Origin of the sequence: Marinomonas rhodophyticola (genome assembly GCF_026113935.1) — a bacterium.
Classification (GTDB): Bacteria; Pseudomonadota; Gammaproteobacteria; order Pseudomonadales; family Marinomonadaceae; genus Marinomonas; species Marinomonas rhodophyticola.
Map to the genome: position 1 here is coordinate 218,409 of NZ_JAPEUL010000012.1, position 17,244 is coordinate 235,652.

At 43.1% G+C, this 17,244-nt stretch carries 22 protein-coding genes; 16 read left to right on the forward strand and 6 right to left on the reverse strand.

Annotation, left to right across the window (positions count from 1 at the left end; translation table 11 throughout):
• Nucleotides 1-13 precede the first annotated feature (13 nt).
• From ONZ52_RS23150 to ONZ52_RS23175, 6 genes are all read left to right on the forward strand, one after another.
• Nucleotides 14-373 carry a hypothetical protein gene (locus ONZ52_RS23150; RefSeq protein ID WP_265220931.1) on the forward strand — a complete coding sequence of 120 codons (360 nt, stop codon included), beginning with the start codon at nt 14-16 and terminating at the stop codon, nt 371-373.
• A 142-nt stretch (nt 374-515) separates the two neighbouring features.
• Nucleotides 516-818, forward strand: a complete 303-nt coding sequence (locus ONZ52_RS23155) for a hypothetical protein (RefSeq protein ID WP_265220932.1) — start codon at nt 516-518, stop codon at nt 816-818.
• Nucleotides 790-1,242, forward strand: a complete 453-nt coding sequence (locus ONZ52_RS23160; protein ID WP_265220933.1) for a hypothetical protein — start codon at nt 790-792, stop codon at nt 1,240-1,242. Before ONZ52_RS23155 ends, ONZ52_RS23160 begins: the two co-directional genes overlap by 29 nt.
• Nucleotides 1,243-2,019: 777 nt before the next feature.
• Nucleotides 2,020-2,991, forward strand: a complete 972-nt coding sequence (locus ONZ52_RS23165) for a transposase (protein ID WP_265220934.1) — start codon at nt 2,020-2,022, stop codon at nt 2,989-2,991.
• Nucleotides 2,992-3,660: 669 nt separating this feature from the next.
• Complete coding sequence (locus ONZ52_RS23170) at nt 3,661-4,071, forward strand: energy transducer TonB (protein ID WP_265220935.1); 411 nt, start codon at nt 3,661-3,663, stop codon at nt 4,069-4,071.
• 929 nt (nt 4,072-5,000) lie between these two features.
• Entirely contained in the window at nt 5,001-5,897 is an 897-nt protein-coding gene (locus ONZ52_RS23175; RefSeq protein WP_265220936.1) for a DMT family transporter, read from the forward strand.
• A 94-nt stretch (nt 5,898-5,991) separates the two neighbouring features.
• Here ONZ52_RS23175 and ONZ52_RS23180 read toward each other — a convergent pair whose 3' ends face one another.
• A complete protein-coding gene (locus tag ONZ52_RS23180) occupies nt 5,992-6,843 on the reverse strand; it encodes an endonuclease I family protein (protein ID WP_265220937.1) in 852 nt (283 codons plus the stop codon).
• Nucleotides 6,844-7,137: 294 nt separating this feature from the next.
• Between ONZ52_RS23180 and ONZ52_RS23185 the strand changes: the two genes are divergently transcribed.
• Nucleotides 7,138-7,773, forward strand: a complete 636-nt coding sequence (locus tag ONZ52_RS23185; RefSeq protein WP_265220938.1) for an SDR family oxidoreductase — start codon at nt 7,138-7,140, stop codon at nt 7,771-7,773.
• Nucleotides 7,774-7,884: 111 nt separating this feature from the next.
• On the opposite strand, the gene csrA is transcribed toward ONZ52_RS23185, so the two are convergent.
• Together csrA and ONZ52_RS23195 are read right to left on the reverse strand one after the other, a co-directional pair.
• Nucleotides 7,885-8,097 (reverse strand): carbon storage regulator CsrA, encoded by a 213-nt coding sequence (gene csrA, locus ONZ52_RS23190; RefSeq protein WP_265220939.1) that lies wholly within the window; start codon nt 8,095-8,097, stop codon nt 7,885-7,887.
• A gap of 133 nt (nt 8,098-8,230) precedes the next feature.
• Nucleotides 8,231-8,878, reverse strand: coding sequence for a LexA family protein (locus ONZ52_RS23195; protein WP_265220940.1), 648 nt, complete (start codon nt 8,876-8,878; stop codon nt 8,231-8,233).
• Between the two features lie 85 nt (nt 8,879-8,963).
• Between ONZ52_RS23195 and ONZ52_RS23200 the strand changes: the two genes are divergently transcribed.
• The gene (locus ONZ52_RS23200) at nt 8,964-9,164 is read left to right on the forward strand and encodes a helix-turn-helix domain-containing protein (RefSeq protein ID WP_111608825.1); all 201 of its coding nucleotides are present in this window, start codon (nt 8,964-8,966) and stop codon (nt 9,162-9,164) included.
• 201 nt (nt 9,165-9,365) lie between these two features.
• On the opposite strand, the gene ONZ52_RS23205 is transcribed toward ONZ52_RS23200, so the two are convergent.
• Nucleotides 9,366-9,581: a DUF1127 domain-containing protein gene (locus ONZ52_RS23205; protein WP_111608824.1), complete on the reverse strand. Its 216-nt coding sequence runs from the start codon at nt 9,579-9,581 to the stop codon at nt 9,366-9,368.
• Nucleotides 9,582-10,050: 469 nt separating this feature from the next.
• Between ONZ52_RS23205 and ONZ52_RS23210 the strand changes: the two genes are divergently transcribed.
• Nucleotides 10,051-10,605 (forward strand): YaeQ family protein, encoded by a 555-nt coding sequence (locus ONZ52_RS23210; protein ID WP_265220941.1) that lies wholly within the window; start codon nt 10,051-10,053, stop codon nt 10,603-10,605.
• 41 nt (nt 10,606-10,646) lie between these two features.
• Here the strand turns inward: ONZ52_RS23210 and ONZ52_RS23215 are convergent, their stop codons facing one another.
• Nucleotides 10,647-11,390 (reverse strand): dienelactone hydrolase family protein, encoded by a 744-nt coding sequence (locus ONZ52_RS23215; RefSeq protein WP_265220942.1) that lies wholly within the window; start codon nt 11,388-11,390, stop codon nt 10,647-10,649.
• A 102-nt stretch (nt 11,391-11,492) separates the two neighbouring features.
• Between ONZ52_RS23215 and ONZ52_RS23220 the strand changes: the two genes are divergently transcribed.
• From ONZ52_RS23220 to ONZ52_RS23250, 7 genes are all read left to right on the forward strand, one after another.
• Nucleotides 11,493-12,602 carry a tRNA-queuosine alpha-mannosyltransferase domain-containing protein gene (locus ONZ52_RS23220; protein WP_265220943.1) on the forward strand — a complete coding sequence of 370 codons (1,110 nt, stop codon included), beginning with the start codon at nt 11,493-11,495 and terminating at the stop codon, nt 12,600-12,602.
• Between the two features lie 287 nt (nt 12,603-12,889).
• Complete coding sequence (locus tag ONZ52_RS23225) at nt 12,890-13,408, forward strand: hypothetical protein (protein WP_265220944.1); 519 nt, start codon at nt 12,890-12,892, stop codon at nt 13,406-13,408.
• A 16-nt stretch (nt 13,409-13,424) separates the two neighbouring features.
• On the forward strand, nt 13,425-14,210 hold the full coding sequence (locus ONZ52_RS23230) for a YjiH family protein (RefSeq protein ID WP_265220945.1): 786 nt from the start codon (nt 13,425-13,427) through the stop codon (nt 14,208-14,210).
• A 162-nt stretch (nt 14,211-14,372) separates the two neighbouring features.
• Complete coding sequence (locus tag ONZ52_RS23235) at nt 14,373-14,828, forward strand: carboxymuconolactone decarboxylase family protein (protein WP_265220946.1); 456 nt, start codon at nt 14,373-14,375, stop codon at nt 14,826-14,828.
• Nucleotides 14,829-14,866: 38 nt separating this feature from the next.
• The gene (locus tag ONZ52_RS23240; RefSeq protein ID WP_265220947.1) at nt 14,867-15,100 is read left to right on the forward strand and encodes a hypothetical protein; all 234 of its coding nucleotides are present in this window, start codon (nt 14,867-14,869) and stop codon (nt 15,098-15,100) included.
• 73 nt (nt 15,101-15,173) lie between these two features.
• Nucleotides 15,174-15,641 (forward strand): helix-turn-helix domain-containing protein, encoded by a 468-nt coding sequence (locus ONZ52_RS23245; protein WP_265220948.1) that lies wholly within the window; start codon nt 15,174-15,176, stop codon nt 15,639-15,641.
• A gap of 50 nt (nt 15,642-15,691) precedes the next feature.
• Nucleotides 15,692-16,435: a hypothetical protein gene (locus ONZ52_RS23250; protein WP_265220949.1), complete on the forward strand. Its 744-nt coding sequence runs from the start codon at nt 15,692-15,694 to the stop codon at nt 16,433-16,435.
• 4 nt (nt 16,436-16,439) lie between these two features.
• On the opposite strand, the gene ONZ52_RS23255 is transcribed toward ONZ52_RS23250, so the two are convergent.
• The gene (locus tag ONZ52_RS23255; RefSeq protein ID WP_265220950.1) at nt 16,440-17,108 is read right to left on the reverse strand and encodes an NADPH-dependent FMN reductase; all 669 of its coding nucleotides are present in this window, start codon (nt 17,106-17,108) and stop codon (nt 16,440-16,442) included.
• Nucleotides 17,109-17,244 lie beyond the last annotated feature (136 nt).

Below are 17,244 nucleotides of genomic sequence, written 5' to 3' on the forward strand. Positions count from 1 at the left end.
TAGTTTTAAACTAATGGGAAAACAACTCCACGAGCAAAAACAACTTTCCGCCCCCACAGACAATCTAGCGCTAGCGGAAAAAGACAGCTATTCCCTCCAAGGAAGGCAACTGCTCAACAACATCGTCAAATCCATGCAGATACAAAGCGACCCCGTTGTCGTTCCATCAAAAGAACTCATCGACCTAATCCAAGCAGTTCGCACTTTCCTAACAAAAGAAGCAACAGCAAATAGCACGACTAGCTTTTTAATTCAGGTAAGCAGGCTGGGTAAACGACAACATCACCCGCGTCAAAGACTTCACCCAACGCAACTTTGTAGACTTCTAAGCCGCAAGCAGCTAAAGCCCAATGTGGGCTTTAGTTGTTGGTAGGTTGGATAAGTTGCTTTTAAAGTAAGGAAAGGATTGTATGACAGGTATGTCGTGAACGATAACATCTTGAGTTCATACATTTATTTTTAACCAGTATGAAGAAAATATGATGTATTTTCTTCTTTTGCTTAAGTGATTTTAAATGTCTAACAATAGAGCCTCTTCCAGAGATTATAACGGAGCTTTTTATACTACTGTCGATCAGGATACGATTGATAAAGAAAATAAAAGGTCGTTATTGCTTGCTGAACAAAGAACCCAAAAAGACAAGGATACATTGGAGCGTATTCTCGGTGCCAAACAAAAAGCAGAATCAAATAATGCCTTGATTATACCTGTTGTTAACATGGAGGCAGACCGAAGAGCGAGTATAATCTCAAACTCTCCGGCTATATTCGAAATCAATGAGAACCCTAGTGCAGATTCAAGTGAGCCTTTTTATTGAGATTGATTTTTTCGATGAGGTAGATGGGAAAGAAGAGTTGTATGATAGTGCTGGTGAAGAGATGGGTATCGATGCTGACTTTTTAAAAGCGATAGCCTATATGGAAACAACACACGGCTACTATGATTATTTAGGTGTTCTACCTGGCGTTAAAATTAGCTCATTCCGCCCAATGAATGTGAGATATGATGGTTGGCAAGAGCTTGCCCAATCTCTAAATTATTCAAAAGAAGATATCGAAAATAATACAGAGGCAAATATACGACTAGGTGCTTTGATTTTAAAGCGCATATGGGTAAGGGTTCAAAATCCAACTATTCGGAAAGTCTCGAGTATTTACAATTTTACTGGTGCTGAAAAAGTCAGAGATTACGGTGCTCGGGTAAATTATATTTATGTACATAAGTTATGGAAGAACGATTAATGACGCGCAAACGCTACTATATACCGTTGATTATATCTTTTCTTGTCACTTGTTTTGTGGCGATTGTGTTTGGGCTAAATAATCATGCAGGCGATTATTGCGTTAGTTCCATCACACTGGACCCAGATAACTGCCCTATAGATTATCCCTTACTATTAAAGACTTTGATTGTTCCTGTGTTTTTCTGGTTTACTGTTATTTCATATATGCCTGTCATTTTGTGGAAATTGATTCGTAAGTTATGGCGCTTTAGGACAGATAAAAAATAACCCTTTAACCACTTCAAACCCAAACATCTCCAAGCCCATCCCTGATGGGCTTTTTCGTTTCTGTCCTTCCATTTTTATCTAAGGAGTAATCATGCGTCAGATGATGTCGCTCGGTGGTTTTGTGTTTTCGCTGAGCGAAGGCACGCCATACGAGGGTTTGCAGCGCACTAGCGACGGCGGTTGGGTCGCGGTGGCGCGTTACGGTCAAACGACTTAATAAGACACCCATCGTAACTTGACAAACGACTTAATAAGACACCCATCGTAACTTGACGATTTTTCTTAATATTGTATATTTAACCAGTATTTTTCTTATGGAAGAGAGAGGTTTCGTCATGCCAATAGCCAGAAGTCAGCAAATTAGTTTACAAGATACGCCTTACTATCACTGTGTCTCACGCTGTGTTCGTAGCACGACTTAATAAGACACCCATCGTAACTTGACGATTTTTCTCAATACTGTATATTTAGCCAGTATTGTTTTTTCTCATGGAAGAGAGGTTTCGTCATGCCAAGAGCCAGAAGTCAGCAAGTTAGTTTACAAGATACGCCTTACTATCACTGTGTCTCTCGCTGTGTTCGTAGGGCGTTTTTGTGTGGAGAAGATCCTGTCTCTGGTGCAAGCTTTGAGCACCGTCGTGACTGGGTTGAAAAGCGTTTGTTATTTTTAGCCAGTGTCTTTGCTATCGATGTTTGTGCGTATGCGGTAATGAGTAACCATCTTCATGTGGTGTTGCATATCAATACAGAAAAAGCCTCGAAGTGGTCTACATTAGAGGTTTTGCAAAGGTGGCATAAGTTACATAAAGGCACCGTGTTTACTCAGCAATTTGTACGAGGTGAGTCATTGCCTGACTATGCTATGACGTTGGTGGAATCGTCTGCCGAAACCTTTAGAAATCGTCTTACAGACATTAGCTGGTTTATGAGGGAATTGAATGAACCTATTGCTCGCCAAGCGAATTTTGAAGACAAGTGCACAGGAAGGTTCTGGGAAGGGCGTTTTAAGTCCCAAGCCTTGCTGGATGAATCGGCATTAGTGGCTTGTATGGCCTACGTTGATCTTAATCCACTGAGAGCAAAAATAAGCCAGACACCAGAAACTTCAGAATTCACCAGTGTTAAAAAACGTGTGACCGCTGCAAGGCATCAAAAGCAACCAAAGTTGCTTTATCCTTTTGTTGGTAACCCCAGAGAAAGCATGCCAGATGGTCTACCTTTTGAATTGTCAGATTACCTTGAGTTGGTTGATATGACTGGGCTAATCATCCGAGAAGATAAACGAGGTGCGATAGACGCTTCATTGTTACCGATTCTTCAACGACTCAACATATCCTCAGAAAATTGGCTGTGTATTGCGACAGAATTTGGCGCAAGAACGGGGGCTGTTGTTGGTGCTGAACATTCCATTGCTCATTATTGTGATTCAAACAAACTAAATAGAAAACCAAGATCCAGTCATAACCGACTACTCGCCTAGCTTCATTCCATCCACCATTCATCGTCTTTCTTTACTAATCATATATTAGTAAATTCATTCGCCTAACAACCTAATAACCAGCCTTTTAGTAGTGAATTGCACCTTACCAAAACGATAAAAGATGAATTTCATATAAATATCATCTCTGGATAAGATCGTTTGGTATGGTGCGGCTGTTTTTAACATGGGGGTCTCATAAATTTGTCAGCTGTTTTTAACATGGGTGTCTCATAAATTTAGACAGCTTAGCGCTAGCGGAAAAAGACAGCTATTCCCTCCAAGGACGGCAACTGCTCAACAACATCGTCAAATCCATGCAGATACAAATCGACCCCGTCGTCGTTCCATCAAAAGAACTCATCGACCTAATCCAAACCGTCCGCACTTTCCTAACAAAAAACAACAGCAAATTGCCCAACTAGCTTTTAATTCAGGCAAGCAGACTGGGTAAACGACAACATCACCCGCGTCAAAGACTAGCCCAACGCAACTTTGTAGACTTCTAAGCAGCAAACAACTAAAGCCCAGATCTGGGCTTTAGTTGTTGTTTGTATTGGAGTAAAAAGATAAATTTCTTGTTGGTTAAATGAAAGTTATTAGTCGATTTACTTCATTCAGTGGGTTGTAGGGGCTAACACATATCTCATATTGCGGAGTAAGAATCTAAAAATGAAAAAACAAATCATCATTATATTAAGTGCATTACTTTTTCTAGCAGGTTGCGCACCACCTCATTATTCATTAAATAATGGACAATGGGTTCAGAGTTCACTTTCAGAAACCCAAGAAAAGAAGGTTTTTGAGGAGACTAATGGGGAGTTTACATTGGTTAAGTCTGTCTATCCTATATATCCAGTTAAGGCACGGAAAGAAGGTATTGAAGGCCGCGTAATTGTCAGTTTTTTAGTGAATAAAAAAGGAAAGCCGGAAGATATTCAGGTAACTAAATCCGCTGGAGAGCTATTAGATAAAGCATGTCTTGATGCTATTTCAAAGTGGCGCTTTTTACCAATATTGGATGGACAGGAACGACTTATTAAAAGATTGAATATGCTATTTGATTTTAAGCTTGAAGACTAAGTTGAGAGAACTTGGTAACGCTTAACAAGCCAGATTTTTTAAGGTTCTTAGCATATGTACTATTAAACAGCTATTTACAGAATCGCTTTTTAACAGGATAACCATCTTTCAAACCCAGTCATAGAAAAGATTCTATGCGTTGAGCTATTGCATTGGGATCAGATGAAAATTAACCCTTAATTCCTTAAAAACTAAACTACCCCCCACAAGCCCATCCTTCCGATGGGCTTTTTTGAACTTAATGAGACACCCATTGTAGCTTATCTTTGGGAGTCAGGAATAATATGGGAGAGTGCTAAGTAATATTTTTTGAGAGTTTGAGATTGATGAAAAGTAGAACTGAATCTTCATCGATCTCAAAAAGCTCCGCTAAAGCTACGACAACCTAACCACCGCCCAACAAGCCAGCCAAGACGATCTCATCAAAAGCCAACGCCAAGGCACCAGCGTCACACTCGACGCCCTTATTGACTAGATACGGGCAACCCAACTCGTCGCAGAAGGCATCCTCACCCCAAACGACACCTTCCCACCAGAAATGAAAGGCAACTGGTCCATCGACAAAGTCACCGCACGAGGCGACAGCAAAGCAGGGTATCGGTGAACCGTGGTGGCGAGTGAGGTTGCTTGATTTAAAAATGGTTTACGGTGAAAAATGAAAGTGGTTGGGATCGGGCTTTAAGGGCAGGAAAGGGAAATTATAGGCATTAAAAAAGCCACCATTTGGCAGCTTTAATGAAATCGATTATTTTGCGGAAAGAGGGACGTTAATGAGACACCCATCGTAACTGAGGTATTTAATATGGGTCTCATAAATCGCTAATGGGGTTGGTAAAGTGAGCCAAAAAGTGGAAAGCTTAGTTTGCTGGCTGTTTCCAAATGTCGATGCCAGATATACTGCTTTTTTTAAGTCACCAGATGGATGAAGTATGAAAGGGCGATGGCAGCACAGTAATAAACTAATAGTAAAAGGGTATGTGTTTGCTTTAACGTCGGTACTGGTTTGGACGGGTTTTATTTTGATATCGCGCGCTGGTGCGCTGGCTGCTTTGTCTTTGCCCGATATGATGATGGTGCGTTTTGGTACAGCATTTTTGGTGTTTTTTCCGTTCATTTGGATTCACCGTAAGGCGATTTTTCAAGTGCGAATGATGTTGCTAGGGTCTATTGGTGGCTTGGCTTATTCGCTTTCTGTTTTTAACGGTTTTCAATCAGCGCCCGCGACTCATGCGGCTTTGTTATTGCCTGGTTTAATGCCAATTATGATTGCCGTGCTTGCCTATTTTTGGGCTGGAGAGAGGCATTCTCGATTTGCTTGGATGGGGATTGGCATTAGTAGCCTGGGCATTTTTGCGTTATTACTAGAAACGCTATTATCTGGCGTGTCATATTGGGTTGGTGATGTTAGCTTTGTCGTTGCCTGCCTATTTTGGGGGATATTTACTGTATTATTAAGGCGTTGGAAGTTTCCACCGTGGCACGCCACTTTGGGGGTGATCACTGCAACCACTTTACTATTTACTCCTTATTACCTCACTCGGTTATCCCATGCTTTTAACGATGTTTCTCATAGCATGATTGCCTTGCAGGCTTTTTATCAGGCTATTATGGCGATTGCAGTGCAATTTGTTTGTTACGGAAAAGCGGTACATATTCTAGGTGCGACAAAAATGGGAGCGCTTATGGCGTTGGTTCCTTTGTTGGCTAGTATGTTTGCTGTCCCATTATTTGGCGAGCCTGTGACAAGTGGTCTGCTTATCGCTTTGGTATGCATTTGTGTGGGAACGATAGTCGGGAACGTGTTGCCGCTTAGACGGCCATTTTAGAATTCAAAGGGCAGAGTCGTTGATTTCAGCTTTTTAGTTCAATCAAGTAGGCTGTAGGCTGGGTTACGCGCCAGCATCATCCATCACTAATATTTTATAAACACTGACTTGCCCAGATCTTATCCACAAACTCAGGGTGATCGATAAAGGGATTTCGGTTGCCTTGCAGCTTTTGTACTCGGTCGTTACGGCGTTTTTCGAAGTCGGTTACTGGGAATTCTTCGTTCCATCTAACCAGCGTACATAAGTCGCCAATGGTCGGCTCTCCGCTTTGTTTTTCGTTGCCTTTGACGATGCGTAGGTCTGGCATGTTTTCCGGTGGGGCGTTGTCGCCAATTTCGTAGCGTGTCGCCATGTAGAAGATCATGCGGGCGATTTGGCCTTTGGCTCGGTCGGTGGGTTCGAAGGATTCATTGGTTTTGTCCACATAAGTGCCGCTGTAGACTTTGCTGCCATCGCCTAAGGTGTCGTAAAACGGTGTGCCACCCACGGCGTACCCATAGTTGCTGTGCGCGCCGTTTATGTTCCGGTCAGCGGGACGCAAGTGGTGCAGGTCGGTGTAACCGTCTTGGCTTTGTTTGGCAAAGCCACGCGACTTTGGCCAAACATGTTCTCTGTCCCATGAGTCGTCATTGCTTTTACCTCGGTTCGCTTGGTCAATGTGCCTTACATCATCAAGGTAAAGCATTTGCACAAGGCCGCATTTGGGTTGCTCGCTGGGGCAGGCTGAGTCGGTATAAACCAAGGCTTCCCACACGTCTATATCTTTACCATCGTACCAATCGGTATTGCCGCTTTGGGTGTACTTAAGCGGCTGTTGACCATCGATGATACTGTGTAATTTGGATTTCAATGCATCGCCGCTAAGGCCTTCCGTTCCATCGTAGTAACTTGCTGATACACATACCGAGAACAACATAAGCAACACAAAAAAACAGTGACGCATGGCCCATTTCCTGAGGAGTAAATTCGGCTGGATTGTAGGACTTCTTCGATGTCAGGAATGCGTCGAGATTTGCAGTGTTTTGTGAGTAAGTGTATGAGTTCTATGAGGGTTGTGTGATGGTTTGTTCGACGCTCTTTTTCTTTAAGAATAAACACCTAATGTCCAGTAAATATGCAAGTTGATTGTTTGGGGTGTTATCTGGTGGCTATGTCCTTATAGTTAAAAGTAAGACTTGATAAGGCGATGGCGGTGTTAAGTTAGGGTCATTTCCTTGGGACTTAAAGGAGGCAAGCTATGAACAAGACATTAGTTATTGGTGCAAGTGGCCAAATTGGTCAGTTAATCACAAAAGCATTGGTGGAAACGAGCGAGCCAGTTCGAGCTTTGGTACGAGACAAGAGTAAATTGGCGCACCTTAAAAGTGATGAACTCGAGGTCATGGAAGCGGATTTAGAAGGGGATTTCAGTCTCGCTTTTGCTGGTGTGAGTAATGTTATTTTTGTGGCAGGCTCAGGAGGTGCGACGGGTGCAGATAAAACGTTGTTAATTGATTTATGGGCTGCCAAAAAAGCGGTGGATTACGCAAAAGACAATCAAGTTAAGCAGTTTATTATGCTAAGCAGCATTGGTGCCGATAATCCTGATTCCATTGAGTCGGATATCAAGCCTTATTTGGTCGCCAAATACATGGCAGATAAATATTTAATGGTGTCTGGCGTGCCTTATACCATTGTTCGTCCAGGTCCATTAACGAATGACGAGGGTGAGGGAAAAATCACCGTAAAACGACCCAATAGTCGTGAAGAAATGGCGATTCCGCGTGCCGATGTGGCTAAGTCAATACTGTTTATCCTAACCAAGGATAATTTGGACGGTAAGATATTTGAGCTGTTTAACGGTACTTATGATGTGGATAATGTGCTTGTTTAAATAATAGACTAAATAAATGACAGTGTTTTGTTGAGAAGTGAGCCCCCAATACCAGTTTTTTGCTTTGGTTGGGGCTGCCACTTCGCATTTTTAGGTGTTTATCAACACAGATTAGGCGGGTTGTGATTTGCCGTTCTGATCTTGATCATTTTCTTGTGATTCAGCGGCTCGAATGCGCTGATAAATTTCTTCACGATGCACACTGATTTTTTTAGGTGCTTTGATGCCAACCCGAACTTGGCTGCCTTGTATTCCTAGAATGGTGACTTCCGTGTCGTCCCCGATGTGAATGGTTTCACCAGGGCGTCGAGTGAGAATTAACATAATTTCTATCCTTTGATTGTTATCGACACAGTCAAAATACAGTTTATGCTGTATGCGCGTCAACAGTTAATATTGTTTTTGTTATTTTATACAGAAATGTCACGCTAAATTGCTGGGTGCTTTTGCAAGCGATTTAGAACAACACTCGAGCTTGTGTCACCACACCAATAATGACTAAGCCTTCGGAGACTTCAATGGGGCGGTAGTTCGAATTTAACGGTTTTAGGTAGGTATGCCCAGTGTCTATGACCAATTTTTTGAACGTCACTTCATTGTGGGTAATTATTTTCGCCACCACTAAATCGCCGTTTTTAGCCGTACGATCTGGCTCCACCAGTATCAAATAGCCCTCGGGGATGCTGATACCTGAGGTTGATGTCATGCTATCGCCAATAACCTTTAACCAAAATGCAGAGGGGGAGGTATCTGGCGGCGTGTCTAAATAAGCCTGCGGCTCGATGGCCTGTGAATGGTTAGACCATTGCGCCGCTTGAAAGACGCTAATAATAGGTCTTTGGTGTTGGCTCAGTGAGGTAGGTGGTGCGCTGTCGTTACTGTAATGTGAGCTACTTTCTCTGACTTCTGTTGTGGTTCCAAGCTGTAGCCATTCTGGGCTGCAGTTTAGCTCTTTGGCCAAATTCAGTAATTTGCGTGGGTTTTGTGTTCTGCCGTCTTCGATTTTTTGCAGAGATTGCTGTGTGATGCCAACACGCTTCGCTAACTCGGCTTGAGTTAGTCTATGTTGGGTTCTTTTTTGTCTAACGCGATCTGCAATACTCATGATGGGAATGATTACAACTTTATCTGTATTTGACAAACAATAAAAACTGTCATTAGATACAGTAAAGGTTGTTAAGGGAGGTTATATGTCAGCCATCGCTAAAGCGGTCGAAATTGTAGGGAGTCAAACGGCGCTCGCTAAAATGCTAGGAGTGAAACAAGCTCATGTTTGGAATTGGTTGCATGTTCATAAGCGCTCTCCAGCAAAATACATCCGGCGCATCTCGCAAGCAACGAATGGTCAGGTCACAGAAAGTGATTTGCTGAAAGATCATGAGGGTAAATAGTCTGTTAGTGATCCGGTTTAATCGCATCGTTCTGATGCCCTGTAATGAGCCTAATGACTAAAGAGTGGATTAAAACAGAGACTAGAAGGGGTCTTAAAGACCATAAAAAACGCCTTTTACTACACTGTAGTAAAAGGCGTTTTGGCTATCCGGCCCAGTGGTTTACCGTCACCTTAGAGTCTTTCTAAGGTGACGCTCTCGTCACCCGTCGCTCGGTTGTTCACCCGGTGGTATTTGAACGTGGCCTTTTGTTTCATTGTCTAAATCTTTGTTGCCAGCCAATGGACGAATGTGGCCGTTGTCGCGGTAGAAGCCGATGTCTTTTAAGTAGTGATCGTCAAGCTGACGAAAAGCTTGGTTAGTGCGACGAGCTTCGAAATACTCTTTAGCGGCGTTGAATAGGGCGATGATGCTCATAAGTTTTCTCCAAAATTAACATTTAATAGTGTGTTTTGGCGGAACTTACGGGGTGTTTCTTACAGAGGTGACCGCGTAAATTCCGCGGTCAATGGTGTATTACACAGGCATTGAACGCGTGGACAAAGTTTTACGTACTCGATTATTAATTCGAGTAGCGATGGAGGAAGTAGAATGATGTAGCGTGTAAATAGTCATTGTGCTTCTCCTTAACTTTGGGTTGTATTGATTGCGTAATGCATTGTGTAATTTTTGCTCATTAATGAGCTTTTTCATTGAGCCTTTTTTTGAGCCTTATGTCAATCACTTATATCGAAATAACAGTTCTTTTTTTGGGCTTAACAAATACGTTTATGACGAGAAAAAACAGTCTGTTTAGTGCGGTATTAGCGGCGTTTTTTGCTGTACAATTCGTCGCGATTTTCTGGTTCCTCTTTTTTCATCGTTAATAAACCTAGTAAGTGAGCGCATGGCAACGAAAGCAACAATTTATAAAGCATCGGTTCAAGTATCCGATATGGATCGAAACCATTACCAAAGTTATGAATTGACCTTGGCATTACACCCTTCTGAAACGGAAGAACGCATGATGGTGCGTTTGGCGGCGTTTGCTTTATTGGCTGATGAGAAAGAAGGCAGCGAGCAGTTGAGTTTCAGTAAAGGTATTAGCACCGAAGACGAGCCAGATCTTTGGCAGAAGAATTACTCTGATGAAATTTTGCTTTGGGTCGAGCTAGGACAGCCAGACGAGAAACGTTTGCGCAAGGCGTGCGGCCGAGCGCAACAAGTGATTGTTGTAAACTACAATGATAAATCGGACATCTGGTGGGAACAAAACAAAGGCAAAAACAGCCGCTTTGAGAACATGCGTGTGTTGCGTTTCCCTGAGGTGCAAGTGGAAGCCTTAGCGAAGATTTGCACTCGATCTATGCAATTGAATGTGACGATTCAAGATGGTGATATGTGGATTTCGGGTGAGCTAGGCGAGTGCCAGATGACACCAATGTGGCGAGGCGAGCAATAAGCTCACCTCGTTTCTTGTCGTTGAGTGTGAGTGTTGAATGATCAAGCTTTATGCAAGGTGCGTTGAAATAACGCCACGGCTTTGTTGTAGCATTCTAAGGCGAGGGCAGGGTCGTAACGATCGCCTTCGTCACGCATAAAAGCGTGTTGGCCGTTGAATTCATGCCAAGTGAATAGGCGGTCCGTATCGATCAATTGTTGGTAAATTTTCTGACGTCCTACCGTGGAAACGTGCGGGTCTTGTTTGCCCCACACCATGACTAATTCCCCTTGAATCTCCTTGGTGCGCGTGAAAGAGTCATTGCCTTCGTTGCAAGGGATGGTGTTTGAATGAATGTCTGTCGCGTACAAACAAAAAGACGCCTGAATGCGAGGGTGAAGCGCCGCACGATACGCTAAATGGCCACCCAAGCAAACGCCCATAGAGCCGAATTGTCCTGTGCAGTAAGCTTGTTGTTCGAAGTGCGTTAGCATGGCCACCGTATCGCTATCATGAGCTTCTAGGGTTTTGGTAAATTTGTCTGCGTTGCCTTTGTCCTTACCTTCATCGTCATAGCTTAACACTGTGCCGATGGGGTTAAGTTCGTGAAACACTTCTGGAACAATCACCACAAAGCCATGGCCCGCCATCATGGCAGCGGAACGCGCAATGGGCGCGGTTTGTTGGAAAATCTCGGAATAGAAGAAAATACATGGAAAGCGGCCGTCTGCTTTAGGGTGATAAACGGTACAGCGCATCGTGCCTGTTGGCGTGTTAATATCTTCGTCGTGGCGTTGAATGATCATGGTTTTCCTCAAAGAATGTGTTACTGGCTTACATGATATTCGACCCAACTCTGATGAGCCAGCCGCAAACGCAAAATTAAACAGATGAGTGGGAAAAGTACGGTGCGAATTTTATTGATAAGTGCTTATGAAGCCAGCAGCCATAAAGCATGGGCGCACACCTTAATGAAAGGGCTGAGTCAGCACGATTGGGAGTATTTGTCTTTGCCCGCTCGACATTTCGCATGGCGAATTCGCGGTAATGCCATGAGCTTTGCGTTTGATCCAAAATTTAAGTCCATTTTAGAAAAGTCCTACGATTTGGTCGTTGCCACATCGATGACGGATTGCGTTGGCTTAAAGGCGTTTTGCCCTGATTTGCAGAATATTCCTTGGATACTGTATTTCCATGAAAACCAATTTGCTTACCCAGCCAGCGATAAGCAACAAGGCTTAATAGAAATGCAGATGGTGACCTTATACAGTGCTTTGGCGGCGGATTGCTGTGTGTTCAACAGCCAGTTTAATAAAGCGTCTTTTTTTGCCGGTGCTCGGGCCTTGTTGAAGAAGCTGCCGGATTATGTCTCTCCAGATTGGCTCAATAACACCGAAGATAAAGCACAGGTTTTGCCTGTGCCTTTGGATATTGCGCATTGTGCAGAATTGAAAGGGGCCACGGGGCGTTCTGGTCGTGTCCGCTTGGTATGGTCTGCACGTTGGGAGTTTGACAAAGGGCCAGACCGGTTACTGGCGATTTTAGAAGAATTAGAGCGTCGCCAAATAGACTATGACATAGCCATTCTCGGCGAGCAATTTCGTTCTATTCCAAAAGAATTTGATCTTATCCATGCCAAGTTCGCCCACCGAATAAGGCAATTTGGCTACGCGCCGAGTCGAGCGGATTACCTAGATTTTCTGGCGTCGTCTGACCTTGTGTTGTCTACCGCATTGCACGAGTTTCAAGGGCTTGCGGTATTGGAAGCGGTTGCGCTTGGTTGTGTGCCGGTATTGCCGAATAGGCAGGTTTATCCTGAATTGTTTGGCGATCAGCGCAATGATATGCCATATCTTTATCAAAGTGATCTAAAAGACATTCACCATGAAGCGAAACAAGCCGTGGACTTGATTCAGTCTGTTGTCGCGAATGATGTTAAAGCCCCCGATGTGAGTCAGTATCAAGTCGAATATTTATTGGCGAAATATGAGGAGCTGATCAGACAATCCATATCTTGAGTCTTTATGTATAGACAACTTAAAAATTTAGTCTTCAGATAAAAAAATCCTTCCTCTTTTTTGTGATGATCTGCTTCAGGTAGTTGTGATTCAATTAAGCGCATAATTCTTTATTTTGCGCTTATTATGTGCGATTCTCTCAGCCTTGATGGTCAAAATAACAATAATCGAATATTAGTCCTAAGAGAAAATAAGCATTTTTAGCGTATTTTTATATGTATATACATGTTGGTATGTTTGTTGCTTTTTATCTTGTGATTAATAACCTTCTCATAGGAAGTCTTCACATGAATGCTACTGATCCAAAGTCTGGAGCCGTGTCTCCACTGTCTCTTCTTAAACTCATTGCCTATAGCTGCATTGGTATTTTTGTTTTTTTCATTCCGATCAGCGTCGGTGGAAAAGAAACCATACCGCTTGATCATATTGTGTCTTGGTTACGTGGTGACTACGCTCAAATGACGGAAATCTACGCTATTTTAGTGGTGTTGGCTGGCGGTGCCTATCCGTTTATTTCTGGGAATTGGAAAGCCAGTAAAACTCAAACAGTTTTGTCGATTTTTAAAGTTTTGGGTGTGGTAACGGCTGCGATGGCATTCTTCTCAGTTGGGCCTGCTTTTTTATTCGAAAAAGACATGTTGCCTTTCTTGTTTAGTAAATTGGTGGTGCCGGTTGGTTTGATCGTGCCGATTGGTGCGGTGTTTCTGGCGTTTCTGATTAGTTACGGTTTGCTTGAGTTTGCTGGCGTGCTGTTGCAGCCAATTATGAAACCCTTGTTTAAAACGCCGAGGGAAATCGGCAATTGATGCGGTGGCGTCTTTTGTGGGCAGTTATTCTATTGGTTTGTTGATTACCAACCGCGTTTATAAATCAGGTCAATATTCTGCGAAAGAAGCGGCCATTATTGCGACGGGTTTTTCTACAGTATCCGCTACTTTTATGGTGATCGTCGCGAAAACCTTGGGCTTGATGGAAGTTTGGAACGTCTTTTTCTGGGCAACCTTATTGATTACCTTTGTGGTCACTGCCATCACAGTGAGATTATTCCCGCTGAGCAAAATGGACGATACGGCAGAAAGTCGTGAAGTGGAAAAGTTCCAGCATTCTCGTTTCAAACAAGCTGCATTAGAAGGTCTGGAAGTAGCGAACAATGCCGCTCCCATTGCTCGTAACATTCTACAAAACATCAAAGAAGGCATGTTAATGGCAATGAGTATTTTGCCTTCTATTATGTCTGTTGGGTTGTGTGGTTTGTTATTGGCGAAATACACACCGGTATTTGAATGGATTGGTTATTTGTTTTACCCATTCGCATGGATCGCACAATTGCCCGATCCAATGATGGTGGCCACAGCATCTGCAACAGGCTTGGCTGAAATGTTCTTGCCAGCGTTGATCGCTGCGAAAAGCGTATTCGTGGTGAAGTTTGTGGTTGGTGTGGTGTCTATTTCATCGATTCTTTTCTTCTCTGCGTCGATTCCTTGTATTTTGTCGACCGAGATTCCGCTAAGCATTAAGCAAATGCTGATTGTTTGGTATCAGCGAGTCGCGTTGACTATTTTGATCGCCTCGCCAGTGGCGTTTTGGGCGGAGCAATTTATTAAGTAAGTGACTTAATTGAGAAAGCGAAATAAAACACGCTAAATTGATGCCATTTCATCCATTTGGTGTGTTTTACTCTTTCTTGCAAAATGTCGAATTTCTTCAATTAATACCGATCCCTAGTCGTTAGGATCAAGCTTCAAATGTATTTTTTGAGGAGGTCTTAATATGTCAAATCGAATCAATTATTTTGCTGCAGCACCACAAGCGTTCGAGCTTTTACTAAAGCAAGAGGAAATCTTAGGCAAGCAATTTGCTGAAATACCCAGCTTAGGTAAGACTATATTGGAGCTAGTGAAGCTTCGTGTATCACAAATAAACCAATGTGCTTTTTGCTTGGATATGCATAGTTCACAAGCATTCGAAATGGGTGAAACGTTTGAGCGTATGATCGCTTTGAGTGCGTGGCAAGATTCTCCACTATTTTCTGATCAAGAGCGTCAAGCTCTGGCTTGGGCAGAGCATCTTATAGCAGGTTATTCTGTTGATGATGTTCATTACGAAGAAATGCTAGCCAATTTTGGTGAATCTGGATTAACCTATTTAACCATTGCGATAAATGCTATTGCTAGTTGGAATCGAATGGTAAAAGTCTTTAAACCAGAGGTTGGCAGTTTTCGTTAAATAAGCGGTTTCTGCTCATAGTAAGTTAGAGGATTAACATGTCATCGCCCTTGTTGTTCGAGATCCATTTTCCTCAAGGGCGGCTTTCTTTATGGGTACAGGCTATTTGGTCGGCACAAGTCCTAATCGGTCAACAAGGCGTGACTCGCCGTTTGGTTGCGGATGCAGGTAGCGGAATCTTGTTTAACCTTGGAGTGCCTGTGCTGATTGACAAGCAGGAATGTCAAGATCAGGTGATGTTCCAGCCAACGAATCAACGGGACTTCATCTAATTCATTTACCGTCTGGAACGGATTTAGTAGGTGTGCGTTTTCAGCCCGAATGGGGCGCTTATTTCAGACAAAATTGACAAAACAACATGACAAGACGGACTCACTGCAAACGTCTGAATTTATTCAATCTTTGTTGATACAATTACAAGACTGTACGAGCATTCAAGAGCGTATCGATTTATTGGAAAAGGCGTTTAGCCAAATTGTTTTTGGTATGGCAGACATTCAGGATCCTGTTATGAAAGCGATAGAATTGTTACAGCAATCTTCGAGGGTCGATTTGTTAGAGGTACTTCCACTTAGCCAGCGTCAAATAGAGCGCCAGTTTCAGTGTCGTTTGAGTATGTCGCCAAAGTACTTTCAGCGATTGAGAAGAGTTCGGGCCGTTTTGTTGGCCTTGCAGCAAACTGAACACCATTCTAGACTCGCGGAGCTTGCACTTGAGTATGGTTTTTCTGATCAAGCGCATATGACGCGAGAATGTCAGTTAATCGCGGGTATTACGCCAAAGCGTTATATCAATCGTAAGCGGTCGCCGTAAGCTGTGTGTTTTTGATGGTGCCTATTGCCAACTTTATTTATCATTCGTAAATGATTCAGAAACTTCAACATAAATCCATCTATATGCCTGTGCTCTTGATGCTCTGGCTTGGTTTGTTTCTTGATAGCCAGTCGTTGGCTGAGCAAGTTCAATACACTCAATGGGCCACCAATGGCTTGGTGCTGTTTTGCTTTGCGTGGGTGTATTCTCGCGTTACGTCCAAAATCAAAAAATTGATGTTGTACGGTGTCGTACTGGCACTTCTTGGCGAAGTGATTTTTTCTATTCTGTTGGGCATGTATGAATATCGGCTGGAAAACGTTCCGCTTTATGTTCCCCTTGGTCATAGCCTTATTTATGCTGCTGTATTTTCTCTGCAAAAAGAAAAAACTATCCAGCGCCACAAGACACGCATTGTGTCGTTTCTGTATTGGGGGATGGTGGTTTATTCCAGCCTATGGTTGGTGTTTGATAAAGACGTATTTGGCTTTCTTTGTATGTTGGGTATTCTCTTCTTTTTGAAAAAGATCCCTGGCAATGAATTGTTTTTTCTTCTCATGTTTTACATGGTGGTGTATTTAGAATTACTGGGCACCTATTATCAGTGCTGGGTTTGGCCTGATATTTGGTTCGACCAGATTTCTTTTATTCCTAGCAGTAATCCACCGAGTGGGATCAGCGTGTTTTACTTCGGTTTCGATATTGGTTGTCTGTGGATTTATAAAAAACTGAATGGCAAAACTTGGCGCCGCATGAAAACACTGCGACGTCTATCTTTCCTCAAGCAAGTCTGAGCGGTCAGCTGGAGTGGCTGTTTGGTGCATTGCGCTGTGAGGGATCTCGCTTCAAATCTTTTACCAATGTGCGTGGGTCAAGAACTTCACGCTGTTGTTTCGTCGCGGCTGCCCACCACCAGAGCTGATTAAAAGTACGTCCTAAATAATCTTGCCAGTGTTCTTTGTCTTGTAGATAGTCGCCATTTTGCTGAAAAACCGTTTGAGCTTTGGGAATATGTATCATGGCCGATACGGGCAAGCAGCCAAGCTCTGCCAAAAAAGTGCGCATGTTTACAGCCGCGCGTGCGCCACCCCATTGCCCAGCAGAATAGGTAACAATGGCGCTGGGTTTATAAGAAAACAGCGATGCGCCAAAGTGGTTGAGAAGATTCGCGAGTGCTGGACTCATAGAGTGGTTGTATTCTGGACTAATCATCACATAAGCATCGGCTTGGGCGATTTTTGTGGCGAGAGCATCCAATTGCTCTGGCACCTTGTTTTGATGGTAGGAAAAATGGGGCTTAAAAATTGTATCCAGTGGATAGTTTAGCGGGTCGATCAATTCAACTGACAGATCAGAAAAATGTTCTTCAAGATAGTTAACGCAGGCAAGAGCGACTCGTTCGCCCAGTCTGGCAGGAGAAGGGGGAGTGCTATCTCGAACGCTTCCTAAAAATACCAGTAATCTCATGGTGTTCTCTTTATTGATAACGTGAGTGAATGTTTTACTCTTTTCGATTAAGAGCCGCATGGTGCAATGAGAGTGCTTAGTCTGATCTAATGACCTGTTTATCATCAGCGTCTACAATACATTCGCTGTCTTTCTT

Coding starts and splice junctions, on each gene's coding strand:
- ONZ52_RS23150 (WP_265220931.1), top strand. CDS start 14: ATGGGAAAACAACTCCACGAGCAAAAACAACTTTCCGCCCCCACAGAC.
- ONZ52_RS23155 (WP_265220932.1), top strand. CDS start 516: ATGTCTAACAATAGAGCCTCTTCCAGAGATTATAACGGAGCTTTTTAT.
- ONZ52_RS23165 (WP_265220934.1), top strand. CDS start 2,020: ATGCCAAGAGCCAGAAGTCAGCAAGTTAGTTTACAAGATACGCCTTAC.
- ONZ52_RS23170 (WP_265220935.1), top strand. CDS start 3,661: ATGAAAAAACAAATCATCATTATATTAAGTGCATTACTTTTTCTAGCA.
- ONZ52_RS23175 (WP_265220936.1), top strand. CDS start 5,001: ATGAAAGGGCGATGGCAGCACAGTAATAAACTAATAGTAAAAGGGTAT.
- ONZ52_RS23180 (WP_265220937.1), bottom strand. CDS start 6,843: ATGCGTCACTGTTTTTTTGTGTTGCTTATGTTGTTCTCGGTATGTGTA.
- ONZ52_RS23185 (WP_265220938.1), top strand. CDS start 7,138: ATGAACAAGACATTAGTTATTGGTGCAAGTGGCCAAATTGGTCAGTTA.
- csrA (WP_265220939.1), bottom strand. CDS start 8,097: ATGTTAATTCTCACTCGACGCCCTGGTGAAACCATTCACATCGGGGAC.
- ONZ52_RS23195 (WP_265220940.1), bottom strand. CDS start 8,878: ATGAGTATTGCAGATCGCGTTAGACAAAAAAGAACCCAACATAGACTA.
- ONZ52_RS23200 (WP_111608825.1), top strand. CDS start 8,964: ATGTCAGCCATCGCTAAAGCGGTCGAAATTGTAGGGAGTCAAACGGCG.
- ONZ52_RS23205 (WP_111608824.1), bottom strand. CDS start 9,581: ATGAGCATCATCGCCCTATTCAACGCCGCTAAAGAGTATTTCGAAGCT.
- ONZ52_RS23210 (WP_265220941.1), top strand. CDS start 10,051: ATGGCAACGAAAGCAACAATTTATAAAGCATCGGTTCAAGTATCCGAT.
- ONZ52_RS23215 (WP_265220942.1), bottom strand. CDS start 11,390: ATGATCATTCAACGCCACGACGAAGATATTAACACGCCAACAGGCACG.
- ONZ52_RS23225 (WP_265220944.1), top strand. CDS start 12,890: ATGAATGCTACTGATCCAAAGTCTGGAGCCGTGTCTCCACTGTCTCTT.
- ONZ52_RS23235 (WP_265220946.1), top strand. CDS start 14,373: ATGTCAAATCGAATCAATTATTTTGCTGCAGCACCACAAGCGTTCGAG.
- ONZ52_RS23240 (WP_265220947.1), top strand. CDS start 14,867: ATGTCATCGCCCTTGTTGTTCGAGATCCATTTTCCTCAAGGGCGGCTT.
- ONZ52_RS23250 (WP_265220949.1), top strand. CDS start 15,692: ATGATTCAGAAACTTCAACATAAATCCATCTATATGCCTGTGCTCTTG.
- ONZ52_RS23255 (WP_265220950.1), bottom strand. CDS start 17,108: ATGAGATTACTGGTATTTTTAGGAAGCGTTCGAGATAGCACTCCCCCT.